Origin of the sequence: Natronomonas salsuginis (assembly GCF_005239135.1) — an archaeon.
GTDB lineage: Archaea > Halobacteriota > Halobacteria > Halobacteriales > Haloarculaceae > Natronomonas > Natronomonas salsuginis.
This window is the reverse complement of sequence record NZ_QKNX01000003.1, coordinates 207,567-232,094: the sequence shown is the minus strand read 5'-3', so window position 1 is coordinate 232,094 and position 24,528 is coordinate 207,567. Positions and strand designations below refer to the sequence as shown.

25 protein-coding genes, 1 tRNA gene and 2 rRNA genes are annotated in these 24,528 nt (G+C 64.6%); 16 read left to right on the top strand and 12 right to left on the bottom strand.

The features are described 5' to 3' along the window. Nucleotides 1-54 precede the first annotated feature (54 nt). Both DM868_RS09515 and DM868_RS15120 read left to right on the top strand, forming a co-directional pair. Nucleotides 55-1,149, top strand: a complete 1,095-nt coding sequence (locus DM868_RS09515) for an aminotransferase class V-fold PLP-dependent enzyme (RefSeq protein WP_137276647.1) — start codon at nt 55-57, stop codon at nt 1,147-1,149. Between the two features lie 99 nt (nt 1,150-1,248). Next, complete coding sequence (locus DM868_RS15120; protein ID WP_011322121.1) at nt 1,249-1,407, top strand: DUF7563 family protein; 159 nt, start codon at nt 1,249-1,251, stop codon at nt 1,405-1,407. Between the two features lie 40 nt (nt 1,408-1,447). Here DM868_RS15120 and glmM read toward each other — a convergent pair whose 3' ends face one another. Then, complete coding sequence (glmM, locus tag DM868_RS09510) at nt 1,448-2,767, bottom strand: phosphoglucosamine mutase (RefSeq protein ID WP_137276646.1); 1,320 nt, start codon at nt 2,765-2,767, stop codon at nt 1,448-1,450. 93 nt (nt 2,768-2,860) lie between these two features. Between glmM and rpiA the strand changes: the two genes are divergently transcribed. Next, nucleotides 2,861-3,568: a ribose-5-phosphate isomerase RpiA gene (gene rpiA, locus DM868_RS09505; RefSeq protein WP_137276645.1), complete on the top strand. Its 708-nt coding sequence runs from the start codon at nt 2,861-2,863 to the stop codon at nt 3,566-3,568. 66 nt (nt 3,569-3,634) lie between these two features. Here the strand turns inward: rpiA and DM868_RS09500 are convergent, their stop codons facing one another. Next, on the bottom strand, nt 3,635-3,802 hold the full coding sequence (locus DM868_RS09500) for a DUF1931 domain-containing protein (protein WP_137276644.1): 168 nt from the start codon (nt 3,800-3,802) through the stop codon (nt 3,635-3,637). Between the two features lie 253 nt (nt 3,803-4,055). Between DM868_RS09500 and larB the strand changes: the two genes are divergently transcribed. The 3 genes from larB (at nt 4,056) to DM868_RS09490 (ending at nt 5,522) form a co-directional block, all read left to right on the top strand. After that, the gene (gene larB / locus DM868_RS09495) at nt 4,056-4,823 is read left to right on the top strand and encodes a nickel pincer cofactor biosynthesis protein LarB (protein WP_137276643.1); all 768 of its coding nucleotides are present in this window, start codon (nt 4,056-4,058) and stop codon (nt 4,821-4,823) included. Nucleotides 4,824-4,944: 121 nt separating this feature from the next. Beyond that, on the top strand, nt 4,945-5,091 hold the full coding sequence (locus DM868_RS15115; RefSeq protein ID WP_170964470.1) for a DUF7563 family protein: 147 nt from the start codon (nt 4,945-4,947) through the stop codon (nt 5,089-5,091). Between the two features lie 161 nt (nt 5,092-5,252). Further along, a complete protein-coding gene (locus tag DM868_RS09490) occupies nt 5,253-5,522 on the top strand; it encodes a GIY-YIG nuclease family protein (protein WP_137276642.1) in 270 nt (89 codons plus the stop codon). Nucleotides 5,523-5,703: 181 nt separating this feature from the next. Here DM868_RS09490 and DM868_RS09485 read toward each other — a convergent pair whose 3' ends face one another. The 3 genes from DM868_RS09485 to DM868_RS09475 form a co-directional block, all read right to left on the bottom strand. Further along, nucleotides 5,704-6,174 (bottom strand): type II toxin-antitoxin system VapC family toxin, encoded by a 471-nt coding sequence (locus DM868_RS09485; protein WP_137276817.1) that lies wholly within the window; start codon nt 6,172-6,174, stop codon nt 5,704-5,706. Further along, on the bottom strand, nt 6,171-6,422 hold the full coding sequence (locus DM868_RS09480; protein ID WP_137276641.1) for an AbrB/MazE/SpoVT family DNA-binding domain-containing protein: 252 nt from the start codon (nt 6,420-6,422) through the stop codon (nt 6,171-6,173). Before DM868_RS09480 ends, DM868_RS09485 begins: the two co-directional genes overlap by 4 nt. A 453-nt stretch (nt 6,423-6,875) precedes the next feature. Next, nucleotides 6,876-7,397, bottom strand: a complete 522-nt coding sequence (locus tag DM868_RS09475; RefSeq protein ID WP_137276640.1) for an archaemetzincin family Zn-dependent metalloprotease — start codon at nt 7,395-7,397, stop codon at nt 6,876-6,878. A 39-nt stretch (nt 7,398-7,436) separates the two neighbouring features. On the opposite strand from DM868_RS09475, the gene DM868_RS09470 reads away from it, so the two are divergent. The 3 genes from DM868_RS09470 (at nt 7,437) to npdG (ending at nt 9,483) form a co-directional block, all read left to right on the top strand. Beyond that, complete coding sequence (locus tag DM868_RS09470; RefSeq protein ID WP_137276639.1) at nt 7,437-7,826, top strand: UPF0146 family protein; 390 nt, start codon at nt 7,437-7,439, stop codon at nt 7,824-7,826. A 22-nt stretch (nt 7,827-7,848) separates the two neighbouring features. Continuing rightward, nucleotides 7,849-8,718: a TIGR01548 family HAD-type hydrolase gene (locus DM868_RS09465; protein ID WP_137276638.1), complete on the top strand. Its 870-nt coding sequence runs from the start codon at nt 7,849-7,851 to the stop codon at nt 8,716-8,718. 96 nt (nt 8,719-8,814) lie between these two features. Beyond that, a complete protein-coding gene (gene npdG, locus DM868_RS09460) occupies nt 8,815-9,483 on the top strand; it encodes an NADPH-dependent F420 reductase (protein WP_137276637.1) in 669 nt (222 codons plus the stop codon). 33 nt (nt 9,484-9,516) lie between these two features. Here the strand turns inward: npdG and DM868_RS09455 are convergent, their stop codons facing one another. Both DM868_RS09455 and DM868_RS09450 read right to left on the bottom strand, forming a co-directional pair. Beyond that, nucleotides 9,517-9,786 (bottom strand): MTH865 family protein, encoded by a 270-nt coding sequence (locus DM868_RS09455; RefSeq protein ID WP_137276636.1) that lies wholly within the window; start codon nt 9,784-9,786, stop codon nt 9,517-9,519. 42 nt (nt 9,787-9,828) lie between these two features. Beyond that, nucleotides 9,829-10,878 carry a PrsW family intramembrane metalloprotease gene (locus DM868_RS09450; protein WP_137276635.1) on the bottom strand — a complete coding sequence of 350 codons (1,050 nt, stop codon included), beginning with the start codon at nt 10,876-10,878 and terminating at the stop codon, nt 9,829-9,831. Nucleotides 10,879-10,983: 105 nt separating this feature from the next. On the opposite strand from DM868_RS09450, the gene DM868_RS09445 reads away from it, so the two are divergent. Both DM868_RS09445 and DM868_RS09440 read left to right on the top strand, forming a co-directional pair. Further along, nucleotides 10,984-11,358, top strand: coding sequence for a DUF7532 family protein (locus tag DM868_RS09445; protein WP_137276634.1), 375 nt, complete (start codon nt 10,984-10,986; stop codon nt 11,356-11,358). Then, the gene (locus DM868_RS09440) at nt 11,355-12,761 is read left to right on the top strand and encodes a DUF402 domain-containing protein (protein WP_137276633.1); all 1,407 of its coding nucleotides are present in this window, start codon (nt 11,355-11,357) and stop codon (nt 12,759-12,761) included. The genes DM868_RS09445 and DM868_RS09440 overlap by 4 nt, the downstream gene beginning before the upstream one ends. Here the strand turns inward: DM868_RS09440 and DM868_RS09435 are convergent. Both DM868_RS09435 and DM868_RS09430 read right to left on the bottom strand, forming a co-directional pair. Then, nucleotides 12,758-13,846, bottom strand: a complete 1,089-nt coding sequence (locus DM868_RS09435) for a molybdopterin-dependent oxidoreductase (protein ID WP_137276632.1) — start codon at nt 13,844-13,846, stop codon at nt 12,758-12,760. The genes DM868_RS09440 and DM868_RS09435 overlap by 4 nt on opposite strands. 64 nt (nt 13,847-13,910) lie before the next feature. Next, nucleotides 13,911-15,050 (bottom strand): SPFH domain-containing protein, encoded by a 1,140-nt coding sequence (locus DM868_RS09430; protein ID WP_137276631.1) that lies wholly within the window; start codon nt 15,048-15,050, stop codon nt 13,911-13,913. Between the two features lie 111 nt (nt 15,051-15,161). On the opposite strand from DM868_RS09430, the gene DM868_RS09425 reads away from it, so the two are divergent. Next, nucleotides 15,162-15,359, top strand: a complete 198-nt coding sequence (locus tag DM868_RS09425; protein WP_137276630.1) for a DUF7333 family protein — start codon at nt 15,162-15,164, stop codon at nt 15,357-15,359. 22 nt (nt 15,360-15,381) lie between these two features. Here DM868_RS09425 and DM868_RS09420 read toward each other — a convergent pair whose 3' ends face one another. The 3 genes from DM868_RS09420 to DM868_RS09410 form a co-directional block, all read right to left on the bottom strand. After that, nucleotides 15,382-16,743, bottom strand: coding sequence for an MFS transporter (locus DM868_RS09420; protein ID WP_137276629.1), 1,362 nt, complete (start codon nt 16,741-16,743; stop codon nt 15,382-15,384). A 45-nt stretch (nt 16,744-16,788) separates the two neighbouring features. Further along, nucleotides 16,789-17,838, bottom strand: coding sequence for a quinone-dependent dihydroorotate dehydrogenase (locus DM868_RS09415; protein WP_137276628.1), 1,050 nt, complete (start codon nt 17,836-17,838; stop codon nt 16,789-16,791). Between the two features lie 112 nt (nt 17,839-17,950). Then, nucleotides 17,951-18,148 (bottom strand): hypothetical protein, encoded by a 198-nt coding sequence (locus DM868_RS09410; RefSeq protein ID WP_137276627.1) that lies wholly within the window; start codon nt 18,146-18,148, stop codon nt 17,951-17,953. A gap of 241 nt (nt 18,149-18,389) precedes the next feature. Here DM868_RS09410 and DM868_RS09405 point away from each other — a divergent pair, with 241 nt between their 5' ends. The 4 genes from DM868_RS09405 (at nt 18,390) to DM868_RS09390 (ending at nt 24,513) form a co-directional block, all read left to right on the top strand. Beyond that, nucleotides 18,390-18,701, top strand: a complete 312-nt coding sequence (locus DM868_RS09405; protein ID WP_137276626.1) for a non-histone chromosomal MC1 family protein — start codon at nt 18,390-18,392, stop codon at nt 18,699-18,701. A gap of 1,045 nt (nt 18,702-19,746) precedes the next feature. Next, nucleotides 19,747-21,213: ribosomal RNA gene (locus DM868_RS09400) — 16S ribosomal RNA — on the top strand. Between the two features lie 99 nt (nt 21,214-21,312). Next, a tRNA-Ala gene (locus DM868_RS09395) sits at nt 21,313-21,384 on the top strand. Nucleotides 21,385-21,593: 209 nt separating this feature from the next. Beyond that, nucleotides 21,594-24,513, top strand: a 23S ribosomal RNA gene (locus DM868_RS09390). Together the 16S and 23S rRNA genes with 1 tRNA gene alongside form the textbook arrangement of a ribosomal RNA operon. Nucleotides 24,514-24,528 lie beyond the last annotated feature (15 nt).

The window sequence follows — 24,528 nt, the reverse complement described above, 5'->3', positions numbered from 1 at the left end:
TCCCACACCATCCGAGACACATAGCATTTTCCCGTCGACGATCGAACCGCGCGTATGAACCCAGCCGAGCTTCGCGCGTCGATCCCAGTCTGCGAGTCCTGCATGTACCTAAACACCGGTGCCAGTGGGCCGGGCCCTCGTCCCGTCGTCGAGGCCGTCGTCGAGGCCCAGCGCCGCCACGAGTTCGACGCCTGCGAGACGGATCACTACACCGCCGCCGCCGGGATCCGCGACGACGCCCGCGAGGTCGTCGCCGGGCACATCGGCGCGGATCCCGAAGACGTTGCCCTCGTCGCCTCGACGGGCGACGGGATCAGTCGACTGGCGAACGCCGTCGACTGGGAGCCCGGCGATCGGGTCGTCCGCACGGACCTCGAACACCCCTCGGGCGTACTGCCGTGGCGACGCCTGGCGGAGACGGGCGTCGAGGTGACCGAACTGGCGTGTCCGGACGGTCGGCTGCCGATGGACGTCTATCGTGACGCCGTCGAGGACGCCCGACTCGTCTGTCTGAGCTCCGAGAGCTGGGTGCACGGCACTCGGCTATCGGTCGCCGAAGCGGTCGAGATAGCTCACGACGCCGGTGCCCTGGTTGTCGTCGACGCGGTTCAGACCGTCGGCCAACACCCGATCGACGTCGCCGAGTGGGGGGCGGACGCCGTCTGTGCGTCCGGGCACAAGTGGCTGCTCGGCCCGTGGGGTGCGGGGTTCCTGTACGTCGACCCCGATTCACTCGACGCGTTTCGCCCCCGCCACATCGGCTACCGGAGCGCGGTCGACCCGACCGGCGACCGCCTCGAGTACCACCCCGACGCGAGACGCTTCGAGGTCTCGACGGACGCGGTCGCGCCGTACGCCGGCCTGGTCGAGGCGATCGAGACGATCGAGTCGGTCGGGCTTGGGACGATCGAATCCCGCATCGAGCGGCTCACGGATCGACTCAAATCGAGCCTCGGTGACCGGCTCGTCTCGCCCGACGACCACGAATCCGGCCTCGTCGTCTTCGAGGTCGACGATGCAACCGGATTCGTCTCGCGCGCGGACGACGCCGGCGTCGTCGTTCGCGACCTCCCCACGGGTGCGGTCCGGGCCTCGGTCCACGCGTTCAACACGGCCGAAGAGATCGACGCGCTTGCCGACCTGTTGTGAGGCGATCGTCGGCCCTGTAGGGGGTCCTCTCCCGCCGCCGACGCGCTCGCTACCGCGTACCACACTATTATTATGTATGTCGCGCCCCAGCGTGTTTGTATGCCGGAATGTCAAAACTGCGGCGCGTTCGTGACGGCAGCGTACGCCCGGGTCTTCACGCCGAACGGCGTCGAGAATCCGCGCGTTTGCCCACAGTGTGAAGACAAGATCCGCGACGGGTCCGACGTCCGCGAGGCCCGTTCGACCCGTCGCACGTAATCCGGATTCGCCCCGCGACCGACGACTCGTTCTCCCCGTTTCACTCCCCAACGATCGCTTCTTCGACCAGCCCTTTCGCCTCGGCCAACAGCTCCTCCGCTCTCGATTCCCCGCGCGCCTCGGCCGTCAGCCGGACGAGCGGCTGGGTACCGCTCGCGCGGATCAGAAACCACCCCTCCCCGGCGTCGACTCGAACGCCGTCGAGCGTCTCGACCGACTCGTAGGCGTCGAGCACGCTCGATTCGACGCCGGTCATGATCTCCGATTTCCGATCTACCTCGATGCTTGCCCGGCAGATTGGGTGCGAGGGGATCGCCGACAGTCGATCCTCGAGCGGTTCCGCCGCGACCATCGTCGCGATTCGGATCGCGGCCAGCGGACCGTCCGGACACAGCGTCTCGTCGGGCCAGATCCACGCGCCGGAGGGTTCCCCGCCGAAGGCGACGTCAGGGGCCGTCGCGGCTTCGGCGACGTGGACGTCCCCGACCGAAGTTCGAGTCACGCCAACGTCTCGTTCGGCGAGGAAGTCCTCGACGGCGAGGCTGGTGTCGACCGGCACCGCGACCCGATCGCCCGCCTCCGCCGCGTCGGCCGCGAACAGCGCCAACAGCGCGTCGCCCGAGAGGAACGTGCCGTCACCGGCGACGGCACGCATCCGATCCGCGTCGCCGTCGTGGGCGATCCCGAGGTCGTACTCGCCCCCGGCGACGAGCGTCGAGAGCGCGGCGCAGTTCTCAGCGGTCGGCTCGGAGGGGCGGCCCGGAAACCGGCCGTCGGACTGGGCGTTGAGCGTCTCGACCCGGCTGCCGGCCTCGATCAGCGCCTCGACGCTCACCCCGCCCGCCCCGTTCCCGAGGTCAACGGCGATATCGAGGTCGAGCGCCCCCTCGCCGCCGGCCGCCTCCACGAGCGCCTCGACGTGGCGCTCGCGCCCGCCTGCCGCCGTTCGATCACCCAGGCCGTCCCACGCTCGGAGTTCGTACTGGCCCGCCTCGACTCGCCCTGCGATCCGATCCTGGCCGGCGGCGTCGTAGGCCTGCCCCGACGGCTGCCACAGCTTCAGGCCGTTGTCCTCCGGCGGATTGTGACTTGCGGTCACGGAGACGCCCGCGTCGGCGTCCAGCCAGCCGACGTTCCGGGCGATCGTCGGCGTCGCTGCCACGCCGATATCGACGACGTCCGTCCCGAGTTCCCGGAGGCCGGCCGCCAGCGCGTCGACGAGCAACTCGCCGCTCACTCGCGGGTCCCGCCCGATCACGACGCGGTCCGTCTCGGCGCCGAGCGCTCGCCCCACGTCCAGCGCCGTCTGCGCGGTTACCTCCTCGCCGACCGGACCCCTGATCCCGCTGGTTCCGAACATATCGGGTCCTCCAGCGGCACGATGAAAGTTCTACCCGTCGAATCACCGCGAGACACCACAAGTGCTTTTTCGGCTTCGGTGCGAGGCATGCACATGAAACGGCCGGGCGGGACCGACGAGCAGAAACGCCGCGCCGGCGAGAGCGCCGCCAGAGTGGTCTCCGACGGTGACGTCGCCGGCCTCGGAACCGGCTCGACGGCTGCCGCCGCCATCCGGGCGCTCGGCCGCCGGGTCGACGCCGGCCTCGACGTTCGTGGGATCCCCACGTCGTACCAGTCGCGCTCGCTCGCTCGCGAGGTCGGAATCCCGCTGACGACCCTCGACGACGCGCTCCCCGACATCGCCATCGACGGTGCCGACCAGGTCGCCGGCCTCGGCCGCGACGACTCCGCGGATCTGATAAAGGGCGGTGGGGCGGCTCACGCTCGCGAGAAACTCGTTGCCGCCGCCGCCGATCGGTTCGTCGTCGTCGCCGACCCGACGAAACTCGCCGACGCGCTCGACGCCCCGGTGCCGATCGAGGTGCTTTCGGACGCCGTCCCGGCCGTCGAGGCGGCGCTGTCGGCCCTCGGCGGGGAGCCGACGCTCCGGGCCGCCGAGCGCAAGGACGGTCCCGTCGTCACCGACAACGGCAACCTCGTCGTCGACTGCGCGTTCGGCGCGATCGACGATCCGGCCGCGCTCTCAGCGGACGTCGGCACGCTCCCGGGCGTCGTCGAGCACGGGCTGTTCGTCGGGTTGGCCGACGAGGTTCACGTCGGTGTTGCTGACGGCGTCGACGTGTATCCTCGGGAGTCTTGACCGATTTCTCGCCGCCGGCCGCGGCTGTTCGGCGTTGCGTCCGAAAAAATGTGAACGGTGTCGACCTTACAGGTCGCGCGGCTGGACCGTCTTGCGGTCGTTCTCCTCGGCGCGGCGTGCGGCGTCCTCGAGCAGCTCCTCGACTTCCGCGTCGAGTGCGTCGTAGAAGTCCGAAGCAACGTTCATGTCATCGAGCGCTTCCTTAACGGCGGCTTTGACGATCAGGTCTGCCATACAATCAGCGGTTTTGCCGGCCCCCTTATATACTTTCCCAAAATGGGGCGTTGTGGCCGCTTCTATCGCCGGTTTAGCGGGTTTGGCCGATCCCAAACTCGGGGTTGGTTCGTGGAGGCATTTAACTATTTCCCCCGTTCCGACGCTCGCACCCGTCCCGCGGCGGTTGCGAGCGGTCTCCGACGGCGACGCGCGCTCCCGTCGCCCGTTTCGAGGCGACAGGTTCGTTGCCGCCGGCGCAGAACTGCCGTTCATGCGCGACATACTCGACGCCGTCGCCGACGGCGAGCTCTCACCCACCGCCGCCGAAGCCGAACTCCGCGGGTACGCCCGGACGGACGCCGGGCGATTCGACGCCGCCCGAGCGGCCCGGACCGGGATCCCCGAGGGGATCATCGCCGCCGGAAAGACGCCAGAAGAGACCGCGTCGATGGCCGTCGCCGCGGTCGAAACGACCGAGTGCGCGCTCGTGACGCGCGTCGACGCGACGACCGTCGAGGCGTGTCGGACCCGTCTCGACGAGCGATTTCCCGACGCCGACGTCGCGTACGACGACCGGGCTCGGACCCTCGTCGTCCACGCCCCCGAGTACGAGCCACCGTCTTTGTCCGCCACCGCCGCTGTCGTCACCGCGGGCACGTCCGACGCGTTCCCAGCCGGCGAGGCCGCGGTCGTCCTCGAGGAGATTGGCGCGCGCGTCGAGCGGATCGACGACGTTGGTGTGGCCGGGATCGCCCGGCTGTTCGACCGACTGGACGCGATCCGCGAGGCCGACGTGCTCGTCGTCGCCGCCGGCCGCGAGGGCGCGCTCCCGACCGTGCTCGCCGGGCTCGTCGACGTCCCCCTGATCGCGGTGCCGGTCTCGACGGGCTACGGCCACGGCGGGTCGGGCGAGGCCGCCCTCGCCGGGATGTTGCAGTCCTGCGCGCCGCTCATGGTCGTCAACATCGACGCCGGATTCACCGCGGGCGCGCAGGCCGGCCTGATCGCCCGCTCGATCTCGGCGGCCCGAGCCGAGTGACCCATCGGTCAAACGATTTAACTCCCTCGAATCCGGCCGTTTGGTACTGTCTGCCGAGGCTATTAATGCCTCGAAGCCCTGTTGACACGTACGGACGAGGTGACCCCTCGCCGACAACAGAATGCCCAAGTGTGATCACTGTGATGCGCACGTCTCGTGCCAGTTCGCCCGCGTGTTCGCCGACGAGCGCGGACACATCCGAGCGTGTCCGAACTGCTCCGCGAACGCCGGCATCGCCGAGGTATCGAGAGACCGCGCACACGACTGACCCCGACCGTCGTACGCCCTGAGATCGCCCCGGACGGCCCCCGCCGTCCACGGAGGCCAGGTACGACGAACGAACGCGAATTCGAGCGGACGAACAGCGGCCGGCCGGCCGCCTAGCCCCTATCCATCGCTATTTTGTACGCCCGCTGCGAACCGATAGCGATGGCCTCAGAGGACGCCCACCACGTCTACATCGTCGAGTGCGCCGACGGTTCTTTATATACCGGGTACACGACGGACGTGGAGCGACGGGTCGCCGAGCACAACGCGGGCACCGGGGCGAAGTACACGCGCGGGCGGACGCCTGTCGAACTCGTTTATAAAGAGTCGTTCGCGGGTCGCTCGGCCGCAATGGGCCGCGAACACGAGATCAAGACGTTCTCCCGCGCTCGGAAGGACGAACTGGTTCGGGCGTCGGACGTGAGCGAGTGATGTCGCTCTGAGGGGTATATAAATGCTCGCTGCCGCGATGAGACGGCTTATAAATCCTACAGCCGCCCCTCGCGATCGGTATATAAATTCCAACCGGAGGGGGGCGGTTACTCCCCCGGAATCAACGAACAAACGACACGAGGGAATCTAACCGTCGCATCAGCCGTACGGTGCATCTCGGTCAGTCCGGTTGATAGGGATTGGTCGCGGTGTCGAGGCGGTAGACGTCGGCGGCGGCGTCGAAGTCGTCGTCGAACGCGTATAGATACCCGAGCCTCTCTACTTGCATGTACGCCACGATACACGCGTCGACGAACGAGAACCGCTCGTACCGTCGAAAGAGCGCTTTCGCCGTCGCGAACCCGTCCGCTGTCAGGGAGTCGATGTGGAACCGGGTGTTTTCTTCGATTCGATCGAGAAAGTCCGTCGCGGCGTCGTGACCAGCGTGCGCCGTCAGCCCGTTTAGCGTCTCTGCGAGCACGTAATCGACGATCACCGCCTCTGGAAGCGAAGCCGTGTCGATTCCCCGAACGATGGGAAGGGCGTCATCGTGCACGCTGTCGCGGCGGTACGCCGCCGCGAAAAGCACTGTCGTATCGACGAGTGCGCGCGGAAAAGCACTGTCGTATCGACGAGTGCGCGCGGCATCTATTCGAGCTCGACGCCCCACGTGTCGTGATCGCTCTCGACAGCCGTCGTCCGGTCGCCGTCGTAGCCATCGAAGTCGCTGAACGTACCGCTACGCTGCTGGACGACCTGTACGCGGAGCGTCCCACCGCCTTCGATGTGCCACCGGAGTTTGTCGCCGTCGTCGATATCGAGTTCCCGGCGGATATGGGCGGGGATGTTCGCCTGATTCCCCGATACCTTGCTCTCGGAGTCGACGCCCTCACCACTCATTGATGATGGTAGTGGATGACGATTGGTGACATCCTCCGACGACTGAAGTCGTGGGCTTCCCACGCCCGTTGGGCTGGTTTGGGAACTTCCGTTTGCGACCCGACACGCCGATGGGAGTGCCACGCCCCCGTTACTCCTATCCTGTAACAGATTCGGAGGTACCTGATTGTTTTATGTCGGTTTGGTTGTCCGAAGGCTTACGTTTTGCTGAGGCAAACACCAAGTCAACTGCCAGTTTTCGGACAATCGTCCACGATGGGGGAACCATCGCAACGACAAAACATAAATACGACGTGTGGGCACTCAAATCTGTTGATTGCGGTGTTTGAGAACCGTTCGGCGATTCATCCCACGACTGAACTCGTGGGTCCTCTCACCTAATCTTTATATAGTGTGTCCTCACACTACCGTGGCTGGCGTAGTGGATATATCCACCCTGTGGCCCCGAATTCGTCATAAAACGAGCCGCTGACAGCTGCCACAGAGGTTCTCCTCTTTGACGTCGACCTCCCGGACCGTCGGCGAGAAGTTCATCACACAGCGGGAGTTGTCGCAGTGTTCGAGCCCGAGTGTGTGGCCGATCTCGTGGACGACCTCCTTGCGGACCCGGTCGGCGAAGATGTCGCTGGCGGATCGCTCGGAGAACCCGCCGTCGGAGGACGTCTGCAGGCGGTACGTGGAGATGACCGAGCCGTTGCCGGAGAGGTACGCGAGGCCGAAGACGTAGTTTCGGCGGCGGTAGTAGAGGTCGTGGGCCGTGATCGCGATGTTCTTCTCACCCGTGCCGACCCGCCCGGCGAGTTCGATGAACTCCTCGGCGCGGTACTGCTCGCGCCCGGCGTCGTACGCGCCGTCGGGGACGGGCTGGCTCTCGTGGATCGTCACCTCGCAGTCGTAGACTGAGCGCAGCCCGCTGGATGCTTCCCGCTTTACTACCGCGGGAAGGTCGCCGACCGGCACGATATCGACGTGCATGGGAAAGCGTTAGATACCGTTGCTGATAAACATCCCGACGTGCACAGCGATCCGGAGTCGACGCTCGTCGACCAGCTGTCCCGGTACGAGACGCTCGTGGAAGTCGGCATCGGCAACCGCCCCGACGTCGCGGCCGGACTGGCCGACCGCGGCTGCCGCGTCACGGCGACCGACGTGTACAATCGATCCGTCCCCGACACCGTTCGGTTCGTCCGCGACGACGTGACCGACCCGGACTCGAGTCTCTATCGGGACGCGGACGCGGTGTACGCGCTGAACTGCCCGCCCGAACTTCAACGTCCCCTCGCCGAGGCCGCCGGGACCGCCGGTGCCGACTGCCTGTTCACCACCCTCGGCGGCGACCCGGCAGTCGTCGACGCGACTCCGGAAACGCTTTCGGGGGACACGCTCTTTCGACTCAACACATGACCACACTCTCGCGACTCAAACCATGAACGTCGACGCAGTGATTCTCGACATCGACGGCGTGCTCGTCGACGTGGCCGACTCCTATCGGCGGGCGATCGTCGAATCGGTCCGGCACGTCTACGGCGACACGATCGAGCGCGATCACATCCAGCTGTTCAAGAACGCGGGCGGGTTCAACAACGACTGGGAGCTCACCTACGCCGCCGCGCTGTACGTCCTCGCACGCCGCGAGAAACCGCAGTTGAGCATCGAGACGTACACCGGCCTGATCGCCGCCTCGGGCGGCGGACCGACCGCGGCCGAGACCGCGATCGCCGACGAACTCGATCCGGCGGACAGAGAACAGATCCTCTCCGAGTGGGATCGGCCGCGCCTCCGCGAGGTGTTCCAACAGCTGTACCTCGGCGGTGACCTCTACCGCCGACTGGAGGGCGACGAGCCCGATTCCGACCTCGACCGCGAGGGGTTCATCCACGACGAGCCGGTGTTGCTCGCCCCGGAAACGCGCGAAAAGCTCCGCGCGTGGCCGCTCGGGGTCGTGACCGGCCGCCCGGCCGCCGAGGCCGATATCGCCCTCGACCGGGTCGGCCTCGACATCCCCGACGAGTATCGCTTTACGATGGACGACTGGGAGGCGGGGAAACCGGATCCACACGCCCTGTGTACGCTCATCGAACGGCTCGACGCGGATCGGTCGGTCTTCGTCGGCGACACGCTCGACGACGTTCGAACCGTCAAGAACGCCGCCGAAGCCGACCCGACGCGGACGTACCGCAGCGTCGGCGTCCTCACCGGCGGTCTCACGGGCGACGAGGGCCGTCGAAAGTACCGGAGCACCGGCGCGGACGTGATCGTCGACTCGATCAACGACCTTCCGGACCTGCTGGAGTGATTTTCGCTCGCCCCTCGATTTCGTTCGTCTTCACCCATTCCAGGCAACTCTCTCCGATCACGCAACGGTTAACTCCGAGTCGTTCGACATACCCGCATGAGAATCGCGATTCTCGGCGGCACCGGAGATATCGGACAGGGTCTCGTGCTTCGATGGGGATTCGACACGTCCCACGAGCTCCTCGTCGGCTCGCGCGACCCCGAAAAGGCGCGCACGAAGGCCGAGGAGTACGAGACCGAACTCGACAGCCGCGGCGTCGAGACCTCGATCAAGGGGTTCGAGAACGCCATGGCGGCCGACCGCGCCGACGTCGTCGTCCTCGCGGTCCCGGCGTACCACGTCGTCGGCACCATCGAGGCCATCGAGGATCGACTCGATTCGGAGACGATCCTCGTCACGCCCGCAGTCGGGATGAAACGCGACGAGGACGGGTTCCACTACAACCGCCCCGGAGCGGGTAGCGTCGCCGCGCTCGCCGACGAGGCGAAACCAGACGACGTACCGCTCGTCGGCGCGTTCCACAACCTCCCGGCGGGCGGACTCGCGGACCTCGACGAGGAACTCGAGTGGGATACGCTCGTCTTCGGCGACGATGAAGACGCCAAGTCAATCGTCGTCGACCTCACCGCCGGGATCGAGGGGATCCGCCCGCTCGACGTCGGCGGGCTCGCCAACGCGCCCGAGGTCGAGGCGGTCACGCCGCTTTTGATCAACGTCGCGATGCAAAACAAAGGGCTGCACGACCTCGGCGTGAAATTCCAGTAGCCCCGTCGCGTTCGGCTCCGCTCTTCGTACTCTCTAGATGAGTCCCTCGGCTCGCAGCCCATCGATCAGATCGTCCACCAGCGCCTCCGGCGTCCCGTAGGGGAACTCCTGGTACGTGTAGAGGTGGGCGGCAATCGACGCGGCAGACATGGAGAACTCGCCCGCCTCGAAGCGGGTCGCCATGCCATCGGGCAGCGCCGAGACGACCCCGATCTCATTCTCGATCGGGTAGTCGGCGTCCTCGACGGCCGCGAGGAACTGCTCTCTGAGCTGGGCCTCGGTGTCGGATGTGGATTCGGTCATGTGCTTTGTTCCGTGTTCGTCGAGGCCTCGTGCGTGGTCATCTTACCGCATCTCGGGGTCGAACTCCGTCAACTCCGAGCCGAAATCCGCAGCCGTGTCGACGTCGTCGTGGCTCCGCTTGCACGCCGCCTCGTACCGCTTGAGTTTCCGATAGAGGATGTAGAAAAACACGCCCTGAAACACGACGACGAACCCGAAGAATAACACGAGAACCGGGACGCCGGGAACGATCAGGCTGACGATCCCTGGGACGATTCCGACGAGCGTGTTGTACGTCGCGTGGATGAACGCCGCGATGAGGAGCCCCTTCACGACGATCGGTCCGGCGTTCTCGCGGTTGAACTTCGACAATCCGAGATAGTATCCGGCGAACGCCGAGTACACGACGTGCCCCGGTCCCGCGAGCCCCCGTACGGCGGTGATCTGACCGCCGGCCTCGAGGGTGTCGGCGAACCCGTCGACGACCCCGATGCCGGTCTGGATGAGCATCGCTCCGGGCGTCTGGAGGTTCTGTGTGATGTACAGGACGTTCTCGATCGCGGCGAAGCCCAGTCCCGCGATGGCCCCGTAGACCGCGCCGTCGACGACGGAGTCGAACCGCGAGTCGCGATACGGATACAGCCAGACTGCGAGCAGTTTCACCGACTCCTCGACCGGTCCGACGACGAGGTAGTAAAACAGGATGAACCCGACGAGCGGCAACAACTGCAGAAAGCCGAACATGGAGTTGATCACCGCGGCGAAGCCCGCAAAGAGGATCGACAGCACGAACGTAGCGACCAGAAGCGACGGTGGTTCCTTCGTCGTGATGTCGGCTCGGTAGATGTACAGCGCGAGGCCGGCCGCCGGAATGATCGACAGGAGCGCCAACCCGAGGATGAACGGGTCCCGAATGATGAGTCCGCCCGCCCCGCTGGCCCCTAGGATGACGAGCAGTATCAACACCCCGAGCCCGACGACGAACCGTCGGCCGGCCCTGACGACGCCGCGATACGTTCGGACCGCCAGCCGATCGAGCGCCGTTCGGGGCTCCCACGACGCGATGTCGTAGAGATCCTCGTCGCCCGAGCGTTTCGCGACCGGATCCTTCATGCACGTGTACTCTCGCGCCGCGACCCTAACTGTTTGGCATGGTTTCGACCGTGCGCTCCGCCCCGAAGCCGGGACGCTTTCGGTCCTCGACCCCCAACGACGCCCATGCACTTCGACCAACGAACGCAGACGGCTCTCCGCGAGTTCGGCCTCGACACCGAGGAGATCGCGGAGCTCTCCCGGTCGGTCGCCGACGCGGCCGCCGCGGACGCTCGCGACATCGAGCGCTTCTTTTCGGGGCTCGACGTGGTCCATTCGGATATGACCCTCGCACATTCGAGCGCCGAGTTCCCGGAACACCGCCTCGAGTACGTCGATCTGTACACCCACGGCGCGGATCTTCGGGGGTACGTCGCCTTCGACGGCTGGGGCGTCCCCGTCGAGGGCGGACGGCTCCTCTCGGATTCGATCGTCGAACTGACGCTCGGGCCGACGGTTCACGACCGGGTTCGGTTCGCCGCCGACCGCGACGAGCTATGAACGTCCGGATCCGCGGGATCTACACCACGGCGCTCACCGAACTGCTCCGAGACGACCACGACATCGTCGACGCGTCGCCGCCGATCCGCGATCGTTTCGAGGAGCTCTTCGAGGTCGATGTCGCTGATGCGACGCTCCGGACGACCGACGACCGCGAGGGAACTGGCGTCGCCGGCGCGCCCGACGCCGTTCCCGAACTCGTCGACCGACTGGCCGATATCTCTCGGGATACGCTCTCGTGGCCCGACCATACCCCCGAGGGCGCGGTGTTCGACGGCGAGGTTCGCGAGACGCTCGGCTCCGGGGCGGTCGTCGATCTTGGTTCGGTCGACGGACGGCCGGTCTCGGGCTTTCTCCCCTACGACCGCGTCGACGGCTACGTCGACGAGGGCGACCGCTATCGCCTTCAGGTCGCCTCGTCGGAACCGCCCTGGAGCGACGACCGGCCGACGCTCGCAACGGCCCTTCGCGTGCCGGGGGGGCTCGTCGAACTCCGCCGCGGCGACGGCCGATCGACGAGCGAGACCGCCAGACTGGCGGACCTCCTCCCGGTCGATCCGATCGACGGGTGGACGCCGCGGTGGTCGCCCGCCGCCGACGATGCCTCCCTCGACGCGATGGCCGCGGCGCTCGAACGTGCGAACGCGCGCGCCGAGGAGATCGAAAACGCGATCGCGTCCCGCGACGACGACGCGCCGGCCCGACTCGCCGCTCCCGTCGCGGGCGCGTGGGTGTGGTTCGGCCGCGAGGGTCGATTCGCCCTCGACGACCGTCGTCGCCGAGTCGAGACGACGATGCCCGGCCACCACCGGACGAAGGCCGCGACCAACGCCGCGAGCGCGGCCGTCGATTTCGTCGAATCGATCTGTTCGTCGCCATCCGACACCGCGGCCGCCGACGTCGATTTCCCCTTCGACGTCGTCACTCGACAGTTCGGGCCGACGGCGGGCGACTCGGTCGCCATCCGACACGGGAAACCCGCCGGCCGAACCATCACTCTCGGCCGCGGCGAGGTCACCGAACGCGACCCGACGGGATCGATCACCGTCGAACGCGAGATGACCGGCGGCGGCACCTACGATGCCCTCGGCGTCGATCGGAGGACCGGCGACGTCGCGACGACGACGTTCGTCGAGGGGCGGTGGTGGTACGCGACCGTCTATCGGAGCGCCGCCGGCGAACGCCGCGGCACGTACGTCAACGTCTGCACGCCGGTCGAGATCTTCCCCCGCGCGGTTCGGTACGTCGACCTCCACGTCGACGTGGTCAAGGGCCCCGGCGGCGAGGTCCGTCGCGTGGACGACGACGAACTCGACGACGCCGTCGACGCGGGGCTAGTCTCCCAACCGCTGGCCGAGCGCGCGCGAAAAGTGGCAAGCTCCATCGAGAACGCACTGGGCTAGTCGAAGCCGCTCACGAGCGTGACGATCCACTGCGCTGGATCGCTCCCTTCGCGCACGTCGATCCGCGTGACCCACTTGACCCACTGGAAGCCGCGGCGGCCGGGAGCGACGAGTCTGACGGGTGCCCCGTGACCGTGGGTGAGACGCTCGCCGCCGACGTGTGTCGCGAGCAGCGCGTCCCGTGCCTCCTCGATCGGGAGCGACCACCGGTAGCCGGTCACCGACACGAACCGGACGTAGGCGGCCGACTCGTCCACCGCGACCGAATCGAGGAGGTCCCCGACGCGGATTCCGCCCCACGACTGGACGGTGTACCAGCCGCTGGTGCAGTCCAACAGCGCCTCCTCGGTCGCTGTCGGCCCGTCCACGAGGTCGGCGTAGTCGAGACGCAGCGGCGTCTCGACGAGGCCGCGAACCCGGAGCTCGTAGCTCGACACGTCGATCGGATCCGGATCGTCGGCGACCCACATCGTCACGGGGAACGAGCCGTTCCCCTCCCCCTCGGTCGGCTTCGAGCCGGTGAACCGCCGATCCGCGCCTGGCGCGCCGGCGATGCGGGTCGCCGCGTCGCCCAACCGGACGGCGAGCGCTCCCGCCGCGAGCAGCCCGAAGTACTTGAGCGCGACCCTGCGCTCGGCGACGTCGCGCCGCCTCGGCAGTCGAAACCGAGTGCGCATGTGGGCGAGGATGAGCGGGACCAACAGCAGGCCGAGGCCGACGTGGACCGCGAGCAGCGGCCAGACGGCGATCCAGACGAGTCCGACGACGCCCCACGCGACGCCGGTCGCCAGCGTCGCCGAGGCGACGATAAGCGTCGCGACCGAGAGCGCGGTCGACCGCTGCCACCGACCCGGATCGGTTAACCGCTGTCGAACTCGGGCGATCTTGAACGCGAGCAGCGGGACGAGGACCACGCCGACGACGCGGTGGCTCCAGACCCACAGCCACCCGAAGCCGTCGGGGACGCCGACGGTAAAGGAGTACAGCCCCGTGCCGGCCGAAAACAGCACGACGACGAGGATCGACCAATCGACGGCCCTCGGCGGCGGGGCGTATCGAACCAGCCGGTCCGCGACGCTCGACATGCGTGTGATTGGGGCTGTTTCGGCCTGAATCTGTCGCCGGTGTTGGGCCGGATCGTCTCTCGCCCTACGCGATGTCGTCCTCGAGTTCGATATCGGCGCTTTCGACCTCGATATCGACGTCTCCGTCGCCCGCCGCGAGCGCCTCGATGCTGTCGATCCCGAGCAGTTCGCGGGTCTCCTCGTCGAAGGCCCTCGATTCGAGCTCTGGACCTCCCTCGTCGTCGACCTCGCTGCCGGTGAGGTGTTTGCCGTAGCGGCCGACGAGGGAGGTGAGTTCCTGGGGGAGGACGAACGTGGTCGACTCGCCCTGGCCGATGGTTTCGAGCGTTTCCATGCCGCGTTCGATGACGGCGCGCTCGCCCATCGACTCGGCGGATTTCGCCCGGAGGACCGTCGAGATCGCTTCCCCCTGCGCCTCGAGGATCTGGCTCTGCTTTTCGCCCTGCGCCTCGAGGATGTTCGCCTGTTTGTCACCCTCGGCTCGCTCGACGACGGAGCGGCGTTCACCCTGCGCTTCGAGGATCATGGCCCGTCGCCTCCGTTCGGCGGAGGTCTGCTGTTCCATCGCCCGCTGGACGTCGGGGCTCGGGTTGACCTCTCGGACCTCGACGGCCTCGACGCGGACGCCCCACTCGTCGGTCGGCCCCTCTAGCTCCTGTTGGATGCGGCGGTTGATCTTCTCGCGCTTCGAGAGCGTTTCGTCGAGTTCCATGTCGCCCAGGACGGCTCGGAGCGTCGTTTGGGCGAGATACAGGGTCGCCCGCTTGTAGTCGTCAACTTGGAGGAACGCGCGCTTCGCATTCATCACCTTGATGTAGACGACGGCGTCGGCGGTCACCGGCGAGTTGTCCTCCGTGATCGCCTCCTGACGGGGCACGTCGAGCATCTGCGTCCGCATATCGAACGGATACGTGCGGGAGACGAACGGGGGGACGAAGTGAATCCCCGGTTCGAGGAGCGTCCGGAACTCGCCGAACACCGTCAGCGCCTCCTTCTCGTAGGCCTCGACGATCTCGACGGCGCTCGACACTGCGGCGACGGCAACGAGCAACAGCGCCACCCCCGCGACCAGGAGGGGATCGAACTCGACCACGCCCAACGCGACGGCCGCACCGACGGCGAGGAGGGCGAACAGGACGACCGACGCGCGCGTGGAGAGCCCCGCAGTCTTGCGACCGAGTTCGCGGGCGACGCTGTCAGACATGGTTTCCCTTGGGGCCGACGACACTTGAACCTGTACCGGGGCCGTCACCGTCGTACGCTGGGGTTCCTCGACAGCATGAACTATGACGCCGGAACTCCAACGAGACCTCATATGGAATTCAGCCTTCCAGTCTCGCTCGGTGCACTACTCGTAATCGTCGTCATCGGTGTCGCCGGCCTCGCCGGAAGCGGAGTAATGCCACTCGAAACGACGCTCATGATGGTGGCCCCCTCGATGCTCGCCTTCGGGTTTATCGCGTTCGCGCTCGGGATGAAACACGGCGAGTTCCGCGCCGGCTCGGTGCGGTAATCCGGTCCATCAGCCGGAACCGTCAACGGGCGATCGCCGCGTCGAACTCCCGTCCGGCGACGAGGAACAGCGCGACGCCGACGATGCCAATCGCGCTCGCGCCGACGAAGGCCGTCTTCGGCGAGGCGGCGTAGATCGCGCCGCCGATGGCCGCCGACGGGATGACGACGACGTTTCTGACGAGGTAGTACGAGCCGGTCACGCGACCGCTGGCCCCCGCTTTCGCCGGGCCGACGATGAGCGCTTTGTGCGCCGGTAGCCCCGCGAACCGGACCCCCGAGAAGGCGAACAACAGCGCCAACGCGGCGGCGTTCGGCGGGGCGTAGATCAGCGCAACCGGGAACACGGCGTACACCGCAAAGCCGAGCGCGACGACGGGTTTTAGGCCGATTCGGCGCGACAGCCGCGACACCGGAACCATGATCGCGAGCGCGACGAACATCTCGATCGCGAGCAACACGCCGAAGTACGCGTCCGGCGAGAGCGCCCCGACGACCGGGACCCGCGCCCCGACCGCGAGGAACTCCGTGACGACGATGACGAAGAAGACGTAGACCATGCCGTTCGAAAAGCGGATGAGCGTGTCGGCCGCGAGTAGCGGGCGCAACTCCGCGGGCATCGCGCGAAGGTCACCGAGCACCGTCGAGACGCCCTCGAACGATTTGCCAAGGCGATCCTCGCTCGCGTCGTAGAGGACGTGCTGGGCGAGCGTCGCGCCGAGCCCGAACGCCGCCGCGACCGCGAGTACGATCCGAAAGCCCGTCTCGAAGGCGAACAGCGTCAGTATCGCTGCGGCGAGGAGCGGGCCCAAGAGGAACGCCGTCCGGCGGAACGTCTCGGTGCTCGCGAAGCCGGTCGCCAGCCGATCGGGTTCGACGGCTTGCTTGACGATGGCGAACGTCGCACCGAGCCCGAACGACTTCCACGCCTGCGCGAAGAGCAACCCGAGGAAGATCGCGACAGGGATCGACGCGGGTTCGAGCCACCCGAGGACGAGTTCGCGGCCGAGGAGATCGACCGTCGTTCCGATCGGCGGCACGACGACGGTGCCAAAGGCGTCCGCGAACAGCCAGATGACGAACCCCGCCGTGGAAGCCAATCCGAACAGCGTCAGCGCGACCCGCGAGCCGATCCGGTCCGAGACGGCGCCACCGGGGTACGGATAGACTGCGCCGATGAGGTTGCCGAACGTGCCGAACAGGCCGATGGCCACGGCACCCGATCCAAGCACCGACATGTATCGCGGGACGTACCGGCTCGTCATCTGAAAGCCGAGGCTGAAGGCGAACATCGCGACCGAGAGGACGAGCACGTCGCGCTCGAGGGCGAAAACCCGCCGGAACGTGGTCGTGATCCCCCCATTATCACCGGCAGGGGCGTCCATACTCGACGTCCGATCGCCGCCGTGATAAACGTCGGTCTCGCGGCTTCAGAGGTCGGCGCCGACGGCATCCTCGACCGAGTCGAACCCGTCGCGTTCCAGCCGCTCGAGCAGCCCGCGGTTGATCTCTCTCGCGATCGAGGGGCCCTCGTAGATCAGCCCGGTGTACAACTGCACGAGGTGAGCTCCAGATCTGATCTTCGCGTACGCGCCCGCGGCGTCCGTGACGCCGCCGACGCCGATGACCGGCTTGTCGGTCCGCTCGGCGATGAACCGAACCATCGCCGTGGACTCGGACTCGATCGGCTTCCCGGAGAGGCCGCCCTCCTCGCTCGCGTGCCGTCCGCGGAGCGACGCGGGTCGGCTCGTCGTCGTGTTCGTCGCGATGATGCCGTCGAGATCGAGTTCCTCGACGACCGCGAGGGCGTCCTCGATCGCGGCGTCGGTGAGGTCCGGCGAAAGCTTCACCAGGAGCGGATCGGCACCGTCGTCCTTGAGGCTCCCGAGGATGGATGCCAGCCGGTCCCGCTGTTGGAGCTCTCTGAGACCGGGCGTGTTCGGCGACGAGACGTTGACGACGAAGTAGTCGCCCGAACCGACGCGTTCGAAGGTGTAGCGGTAATCGTCCTCCGCGTCGTCATTGGGCGTTGACTTCGACTTGCCGATGTTGACCCCGACCGGGACCGGGCAATCGGTCCCATCGAGCCGTTCGCCGATGACGTCCGCTCCGTCGTTGTTGAAGCCCATTCGGTTTATTAACGCGCCGTCCTCGATCAGTCGGAACAGCCGAGGACGGGGGTTTCCGGCCTGCGGTTCCGCCGTCACGCCGCCGACCTCGACGTGTCCGAAGCCCAACGCCGCGAGCGCGTTCGGAATCTTCGCGTTCTTGTCGAACCCCGCCGCGACGCCGATCGGATTTGGAAACGTCCGGCCCAGCGTCTCGACGCGCAGCCGCGAGTCGACGACCGTGTAGCGATCGGCAATCACCCGCTCGATCGGCGTGTGCTGGATCGCTTCGAGCGCTCGGCCGCCGAGGCCGTGGGCCGTTTCGGCATCGAGTCGAAAAAAAAGCGGCTTCGCGAGGTCGTAAGGCGTCATTGTTCTATGGGGCCGGCGGATTCGCTTAAGCCCCGCGATTCCCGGCGTTCGGGTCACGCGATGCTCCCTCGGTGGCGTCCATCGTCCGGTTGGTCCGTTCGAATTACCTTCTCTAGAACTCGTGTTCGACGTCGTCCGCGTCGGCTCTTTGAATGATGATCTTTCCGTCACGGACCCGGACGAACACCTCGTCTCCGATCTCCATGCCGGCAACGGCGAGTTCGTCCTCGTGGAGGTTCACGTGGACGTTGTGGTATTTGCCGTCCTCGTCTTTGGCGCCACTGGGGCTGAGCTTCTTCTTTCGCACCATCGCGTTATGTTGGGTCGTTCACCACACGAGATACATAAGTGTACCGTGCGAGGACCGAAATCGGGCGCGCACGAGTGGAAACGAGCGCCGTTTCGGGGATTTGAGCGGCTTCGAGCCCCCAACTCATCGCCAGTTCCGTCACTCTCGCTGAGATGTTTATAAAAAAACCGTACCAAGGGGGCGACTCCGGGGATATATTTATATTGACGTATGTTCAGAAATCACACGGAGGTTCGAAACCATGGCACGTGACGACGATACCCGAAACTTCGCGCTTCGGGAGAACAGCGGCGACGAATCGAGCGTTTTCTCCGGACGAACACCGAGGCAGGCGGCACTGAAGGCCGCTCGCCGACTCGATCCGGCAGCAAGCGAGGCTGACGCCGAGACGACGGAGCTTCGACTTCGCGAGAAGGGGACGAAGAAGGTCCACATCTACGAGGGCTGGGCGTGGGAGGAGACGGCTCCAGACGACAGTCCCGACTGGATGCCCGAGGAGATCACCGAGGCGAACGTCTCGAAACAGGGGATCGAACACCTCGAAGAACTCTAACGCGGTGTAACGTTGCGGTGGGTGTCTCCATTTCTACCCGACCGACCGCCCCCCGAGCGACTGCTCTCCGTGGACACCGCAATGGCTATGGCTCGCGCGGGGAAACCCCTCGACGCGCGGTAACTCACTCGCCCCGACTCTGCGTACGCACGCGCGTGGGATGACGGGGTCGCCTTCCAGCCGCGCAACAGTCGTGCCTGTGGCCACGACGCTGTATCGTCCGATACGCGATAGTGTCATTTATATTTAATATGATTGATGTTCTCTTTCGAGATACGCGCGCGAGCCGGGTGGGTCCGCTACGGTTCGCCAACGACTCCGCCATGTGTGAACTGCGTCAACCAGTGCGTGCACCACTCACACGCCCCGAGCGGCATGAAATCGAGTGACGAAGCCGGCATACTTCGACGGGCTTAATATGCCGACTCCCATCGCATCGAATGCGAACGGCACGGGGCGCGGTGCCCCGACGGGATGGCCCTCCGGGTCGTCTCGTTTCCGATGCCCACTCGGCCTCGGAGCAGCGTGCGACGACGGCCCGATGTTCCGATCGCTCGGAGCATCGATCCGATGCCCTTAAGTGTAACAGGGCACTCGGACTGAAATACGAAGGCCGGTCCGGAATCGCATTCCGGCGTCGACCTGACTCCGATGCCCTTAAGTGTAACAGGGCACTCGGATTGAAATGCGAAAGGCGAACCGGACTCCGTTCGGCTCGCTTCCGATTCGACGCCCTTATACATACAAGGGTGCTCGGAAAAGATACAACGTGGTCGAAGATGGTTCGAACCCATCTTCGCTCGCGGACCGGATGAACTCCGATGGGTTTATGACCCGTCGCGGGGTACAATCAGGTCCGAAGGAAATGAGGATTCCACCCCTGCGGTCCGCCGTATAGATGGGATCTGATGTTAGCCTTGGCAGTTCGGTGACACTCGGTCGGTCCGATTGTCATCGAACGCCGATAGACATTGATGGTAACACACCCACGCGGGTGTGTTCCCGCCAAACCCTCCCCGAGCTGGGTAACAAGTTCGGGGAACACATTCCGGTTGATCCTGCCGGAGGCCATTGCTATCGGTGTCCGACTTAGCCATGCGAGTTGTACGTATAACGTAGCAAACTGCTCAGTAACACGTGGCCAAACTGCCCTATGGACTGGGATAACCTCGGGAAACTGAGGCTAATCCCGGATAGTACATCCAGCCTGGAAGTGGCGGATGTGTGAAACGCTCCGGCGCCATAGGATGTGGCTGCGGCCGATTAGGTAGACGGTGGGGTAACGGCCCACCGTGCCGATAATCGGTACGGGTCATGAGAGTGAGATCCCGGAGACGGACTCTGAGACACGAGTCCGGGCCCTACGGGGCGCAGCAGGCGCGAAACCTTTACACTGCACGCCAGTGCGATAGGGGGACACCGAGTGCGAGGGCATAGAGCCCTCGCTTTTGTAGACCGTAAGGAGGTCTACGAATAAGGGCTGGGCAAGACCGGTGCCAGCCGCCGCGGTAACACCGGCAGCCCAAGTGATGGCCGATATTATTGGGCCTAAAGCGTCCGTAGCTGGCCGCGCAAGTTCGTCGGGAAATCCACTCGCTTAACGAGTGGGCGTCCGGCGAAAACTGTGCGGCTTGGGACCGGAAGATCCAAGGGGTACGTCCGGGGTAGGAGTGAAATCCCGTAATCCTGGACGGACCACCGATGGCGAAAGCACCTTGGAAGGACGGATCCGACAGTGAGGGACGAAAGCTAGGGTCTCGAACCGGATTAGATACCCGGGTAGTCCTAGCCGTAAACGATGCTCGCTAGGTGTGGCGCAGGCTACGAGCCTGCGCTGTGCCGTAGGGAAGCCGTGAAGCGAGCCGCCTGGGAAGTACGTCTGCAAGGATGAAACTTAAAGGAATTGGCGGGGGAGCACTACAACCGGAGGAGCCTGCGGTTTAATTGGACTCAACGCCGGACATCTCACCAGCTCCGACAACAGTAATGACGATCAGGTTGATGACCTTATCCGACGCTGTTGAGAGGAGGTGCATGGCCGCCGTCAGCTCGTACCGTGAGGCGTCCTGTTAAGTCAGGCAACGAGCGAGACCCGCACCTCTAGTTGCCAGCAGCATCTCGCGATGGCTGGGTACACTAGGGGGACTGCCGTCGCCAAGACGGAGGAAGGAACGGGCAACGGTAGGTCAGTATGCCCCGAATGAGCTGGGCTACACGCGGGCTACAATGGCCAAGACAGTGGGATGCGACACCGAGAGGTGAAGCTAATCTCCTAAACTTGGTCGTAGTTCGGATTGTGGGCTGAAACTCGCCCACATGAAGCTGGATTCGGTAGTAATCGCGTGTCAGAAGCGCGCGGTGAATACGTCCCTGCTCCTTGCACACACCGCCCGTCAAAGCACCCGAGTGGGGTCCGGATGAGGCTTAGTTTCTAAGTCGAATCTGGGCTCCGCAAGGGGGCTTAAGTCGTAACAAGGTAGCCGTAGGGGAATCTGCGGCTGGATCACCTCCTAACGATCGGGACTGAGGCATCCGCCTCAGCCCACCTTTGGCGCTATCGGCCTCGATGCGTGACCGACCGAGCACCTTTGAACTGTCAAGGCTAATGGTAGGGCCCATAGCTCAGTGGTAGAGTGCCTCCTTTGCAAGGAGGATGCCCTGGGTTCGAATCCCAGTGGGTCCATCTCACGTGCCCGAGTCGAACCGTGTCCCTTAAGTGGGGAACGCGGCACGATTCGGGTACGCAGAACCGATGCACCACTCCGTGCAAGCGCGAGTGGGAAGGGTCGACACATGTCCGCAGTCAACGGATGTGTGCATGAAACCGTGTGTACATGCGATCCAGACGCTCACTGGACCCGTTTCATCGGGTTTATGAGCGATCTATAATCATTACCGTGGCTACTGTGCCACCTGGTGAATAGCTCGGCTCGAGCGCCGACGAAGGACGTGCCAAGCTGCGATAAGCCGTAGGGAGCCGCACGGAGGCGAAGAACTACGGATCTCCTAATAGGAATCCTCACCGCAATTGCTTTGCGCAATGGGGAACGCCCCGGATTGAAACATCTTAGTAGGGGCAGGAAGAGAAAGCGAACGCGATGTCGTTAGTAACCGCGAGTGAACACGACGCAGTCCAAACCGAAGCCTTCACGGGCAATGTGGTGTTCGGACTGACTCTCATCGGACGAACAGTTTCGAAAAGTCTCCTGGAACGGAGCGCGATACAGGGTGATAGCCCCGTACCGGAACTCAGTAATCCGTGCGTCAGCTCCAGAGTATCGGGGATTGGAAATTCCTCGTGAATTTGGCAGACATCGTCTGCTAAGACTAAATACGTCTCGAGACCGATAGCGAACAAGTAGCGTGAGCGAACGCTGAAAAGCACCCCGAGAAGGGAGGTGCAATAGGGCTTGAAATCAGGTGGTGATAGAACGACGGGGCATAAAAGGTCCGCTGTGAAACGACCGAGACGCGAGTCTCCAGTAGGAAACATCGGAAGCCGGTGTTCCGTCGTGCGTTTTGAAAAACGAACCAGGGAGTGTACTTATTTGACGAGTCTAACCCGTTCATCGGGGAAGGCGTAGGGAAACCGACATGGCCGCAGCGCTTTGCGTCAGGGCCGCCGTGTTCAAGCGCGGGGAGTCAGATGGGTACGACCCGAAACCGGGTGATCTACGCGTGGACAGGACGAAGCGTGGCGAAAGCTACGTGGAGGTCCGTTAGAGTTGGTGTCCTACAATACCCTCTCGTGATCTACGTGTAGGGGTGAAAGGCCCATCGAACCCGGAAACAGCTGGTTCCGACCGAAACATGTCGAAGCATGACCTCTGCTGAGGTAGTTCGTGGGGTAGAGAGACTGATTGGGGGAGCGGACTTCGAGAGAAGTTCGCCCTCCTGTCAAACTCCGAACTCACGGACGCCGTGGACGCAGGGAGTCCGCTGTGCGGGGTAAGCCTGTGCAGCGTGAGGGAGACAACCCAGAGCTGGGTTAAGGTCCCCAAGTGTAGACTAAGTGCGATTGAAGGTAGTCCCGAGCCCAAGACAGCCGGGAGGTGAGCTTAGAAGCAGCTACCCTCTAAGAATAGCGTAACAGCTTACCGGCCGAGGTTCGGGGCGCCCAAAATGATCGGGGCTCAAGTCTACCACCGAGACCCAGCGGCACGCCTTACAGCGTGTTTCCGTAGGTCGGCACTCCGGTTGGGTGGAAGCTCGGACGAGAGTTCGAGTGGACCGACCGGTGACGAAAATCCTGGTTGCAGTAGCAGCGATAGTCGGGTGAGAATCTCGACGGCCAAATGAGCAAGGGTTCCTCGGCAATGTTTGTCAGCCGAGGGTTAGTCGGTCCTAAGATCTATCGCAATTCGAATAGATCAAATTGGGAAGCTGGTTAATATTCCAGCACCGTTGTGGACTAAACGCTGACGCCTTGGGGTCGACCGAACCGGGCCTTCGCCCGGTCGAACTGTCCAAATCCGTGGAAGCCGTAATGGCACGAAGCGGACGAACGGCAGGATAGCGCAAGTCGGTTCAACCTGGGGCCCGTGAAAAGGCAATCACAACGACCGTACCGAGATCCGACACAGGTGCTCATGCCGGCGAAAGGCAAGGCCTGTCGGGAACAACCGACGTTAGGGAATTCGGCAATCTGGCCCCGTAAGTTCGCGATAAGGGGTGCCTGCCTCGGAAAGAGGCAGGTCTCAGTGACTCGGACGCTCCGACTGTCTAGTAACAACACAGGTGACCGCAAATCCGAAAGGACTCGTACGGTCACTGAATCCTGCCCAGTGCGGGTATCTGAACACCTCGTACAAGAGGACGAAGGACCCGTCAACGGCGGGGGTAACTATGACCCTCTTAAGGTAGCGTAGTACCTTGCCGCTTCAGTAGCGGCTTGCATGAATGGATTAACGAGAGCGTCGCTGTCCCAACGTTGGGCCCGGTGAACCATACGTTCCAGTGCGGAGTCTGGAGACACCCAGGGGGAAGCGAAGACCCTATGGAGCTTTACTGCAAGCTGTCGCTGGGACATGGTCGCTGATGTGCAGGATAGGTAGGAGACACTACACAGGTGCGTGCGCCAGCACGTCGCCGAGTCAACACTGAAATACTACCCGTCAGTGACTGTGACCCTCACTCCGGGAGGAGGACACCGATAGCTGGGCAGTTTGACTGGGGCGGTACGCGCTCGAAAAGATATCGAGCGCGCCCTAAGTCCATCTCAGTCGGGACAGAGACCCGACGGAGAGTGTAAGAGCAAAAGATGGATTGACAGTGATCTTCCCAACGAGGATCGCTGACGCGAAAGCGTGGTCTAGCGAACCAATGAGCCTGCCCGATGCGGGCCATTGATGACAGAAAAGCTACCCTAGGGATAACAGAGTCGTCACGCGCAAGAGCACATATCGACCGCGTGGCTTGCTACCTCGATGTCGGTTCCCTCCATCCTGCCTGTGCAGAAGCAGGCAAGGGTGAGGTTGTTCGCCTATTAAAGGAGGTCGTGAGCTGGGTTTAGACCGTCGTGAGACAGGTCGGCTGCTATCTACTGGGTGTGTTTGACGCTTGACAGGAACGACCGTATAGTACGAGAGGAACTACGGTTGGGTGCCACTGGTTTACCAGTTGTCCGAGAGGGCACTGCTGGGCAGCTACGCACCACGGGGTAACGGCTGAATGCATCTAAGCCGGAAACCCACCTGGAAAAGAAGCGTCGCCGAGGTCTCTCGTAGAAGACGAGATCGATAGACTCGGGGTGTACGCGTCGAGGCAACGAGACGTTCAGCCCGCGAGCACTAACCGACCGAAGCCACCAATCTTGATTGCTCCGCCC

Bases quoted from the DNA above. Each gene is read 5' to 3' on its own strand.
- DM868_RS09465 (WP_137276638.1), top strand. From the start codon at position 7,849: ATGAACGTCGACGCAGTGATTCTCGACATCGACGGCGTGCTCGTCGAC.
- DM868_RS09450 (WP_137276635.1), bottom strand. From the start codon at position 10,878: ATGAAGGATCCGGTCGCGAAACGCTCGGGCGACGAGGATCTCTACGAC.
- larB (WP_137276643.1), top strand. From the start codon at position 4,056: ATGCGCGACATACTCGACGCCGTCGCCGACGGCGAGCTCTCACCCACC.
- DM868_RS09435 (WP_137276632.1), bottom strand. From the start codon at position 13,846: ATGTCGAGCGTCGCGGACCGGCTGGTTCGATACGCCCCGCCGCCGAGG.
- DM868_RS09420 (WP_137276629.1), bottom strand. From the start codon at position 16,743: ATGGACGCCCCTGCCGGTGATAATGGGGGGATCACGACCACGTTCCGG.
- glmM (WP_137276646.1), bottom strand. From the start codon at position 2,767: ATGTTCGGAACCAGCGGGATCAGGGGTCCGGTCGGCGAGGAGGTAACC.
- npdG (WP_137276637.1), top strand. From the start codon at position 8,815: ATGAGAATCGCGATTCTCGGCGGCACCGGAGATATCGGACAGGGTCTC.
- DM868_RS09440 (WP_137276633.1), top strand. From the start codon at position 11,355: ATGAACGTCCGGATCCGCGGGATCTACACCACGGCGCTCACCGAACTG.
- DM868_RS09490 (WP_137276642.1), top strand. From the start codon at position 5,253: ATGGCCTCAGAGGACGCCCACCACGTCTACATCGTCGAGTGCGCCGAC.
- DM868_RS09415 (WP_137276628.1), bottom strand. From the start codon at position 17,838: ATGACGCCTTACGACCTCGCGAAGCCGCTTTTTTTTCGACTCGATGCC.
- DM868_RS09480 (WP_137276641.1), bottom strand. From the start codon at position 6,422: ATGAGTGGTGAGGGCGTCGACTCCGAGAGCAAGGTATCGGGGAATCAG.
- DM868_RS09445 (WP_137276634.1), top strand. From the start codon at position 10,984: ATGCACTTCGACCAACGAACGCAGACGGCTCTCCGCGAGTTCGGCCTC.
- DM868_RS15120 (WP_011322121.1), top strand. From the start codon at position 1,249: ATGCCGGAATGTCAAAACTGCGGCGCGTTCGTGACGGCAGCGTACGCC.
- DM868_RS09500 (WP_137276644.1), bottom strand. From the start codon at position 3,802: ATGGCAGACCTGATCGTCAAAGCCGCCGTTAAGGAAGCGCTCGATGAC.
- DM868_RS09430 (WP_137276631.1), bottom strand. From the start codon at position 15,050: ATGTCTGACAGCGTCGCCCGCGAACTCGGTCGCAAGACTGCGGGGCTC.
- DM868_RS15115 (WP_170964470.1), top strand. From the start codon at position 4,945: ATGCCCAAGTGTGATCACTGTGATGCGCACGTCTCGTGCCAGTTCGCC.
- DM868_RS09405 (WP_137276626.1), top strand. From the start codon at position 18,390: ATGGCACGTGACGACGATACCCGAAACTTCGCGCTTCGGGAGAACAGC.
- rpiA (WP_137276645.1), top strand. From the start codon at position 2,861: ATGAAACGGCCGGGCGGGACCGACGAGCAGAAACGCCGCGCCGGCGAG.
- DM868_RS09410 (WP_137276627.1), bottom strand. From the start codon at position 18,148: ATGGTGCGAAAGAAGAAGCTCAGCCCCAGTGGCGCCAAAGACGAGGAC.
- DM868_RS09425 (WP_137276630.1), top strand. From the start codon at position 15,162: ATGGAATTCAGCCTTCCAGTCTCGCTCGGTGCACTACTCGTAATCGTC.
- DM868_RS09475 (WP_137276640.1), bottom strand. From the start codon at position 7,397: ATGCACGTCGATATCGTGCCGGTCGGCGACCTTCCCGCGGTAGTAAAG.
- DM868_RS09515 (WP_137276647.1), top strand. From the start codon at position 55: ATGAACCCAGCCGAGCTTCGCGCGTCGATCCCAGTCTGCGAGTCCTGC.
- DM868_RS09455 (WP_137276636.1), bottom strand. From the start codon at position 9,786: ATGACCGAATCCACATCCGACACCGAGGCCCAGCTCAGAGAGCAGTTC.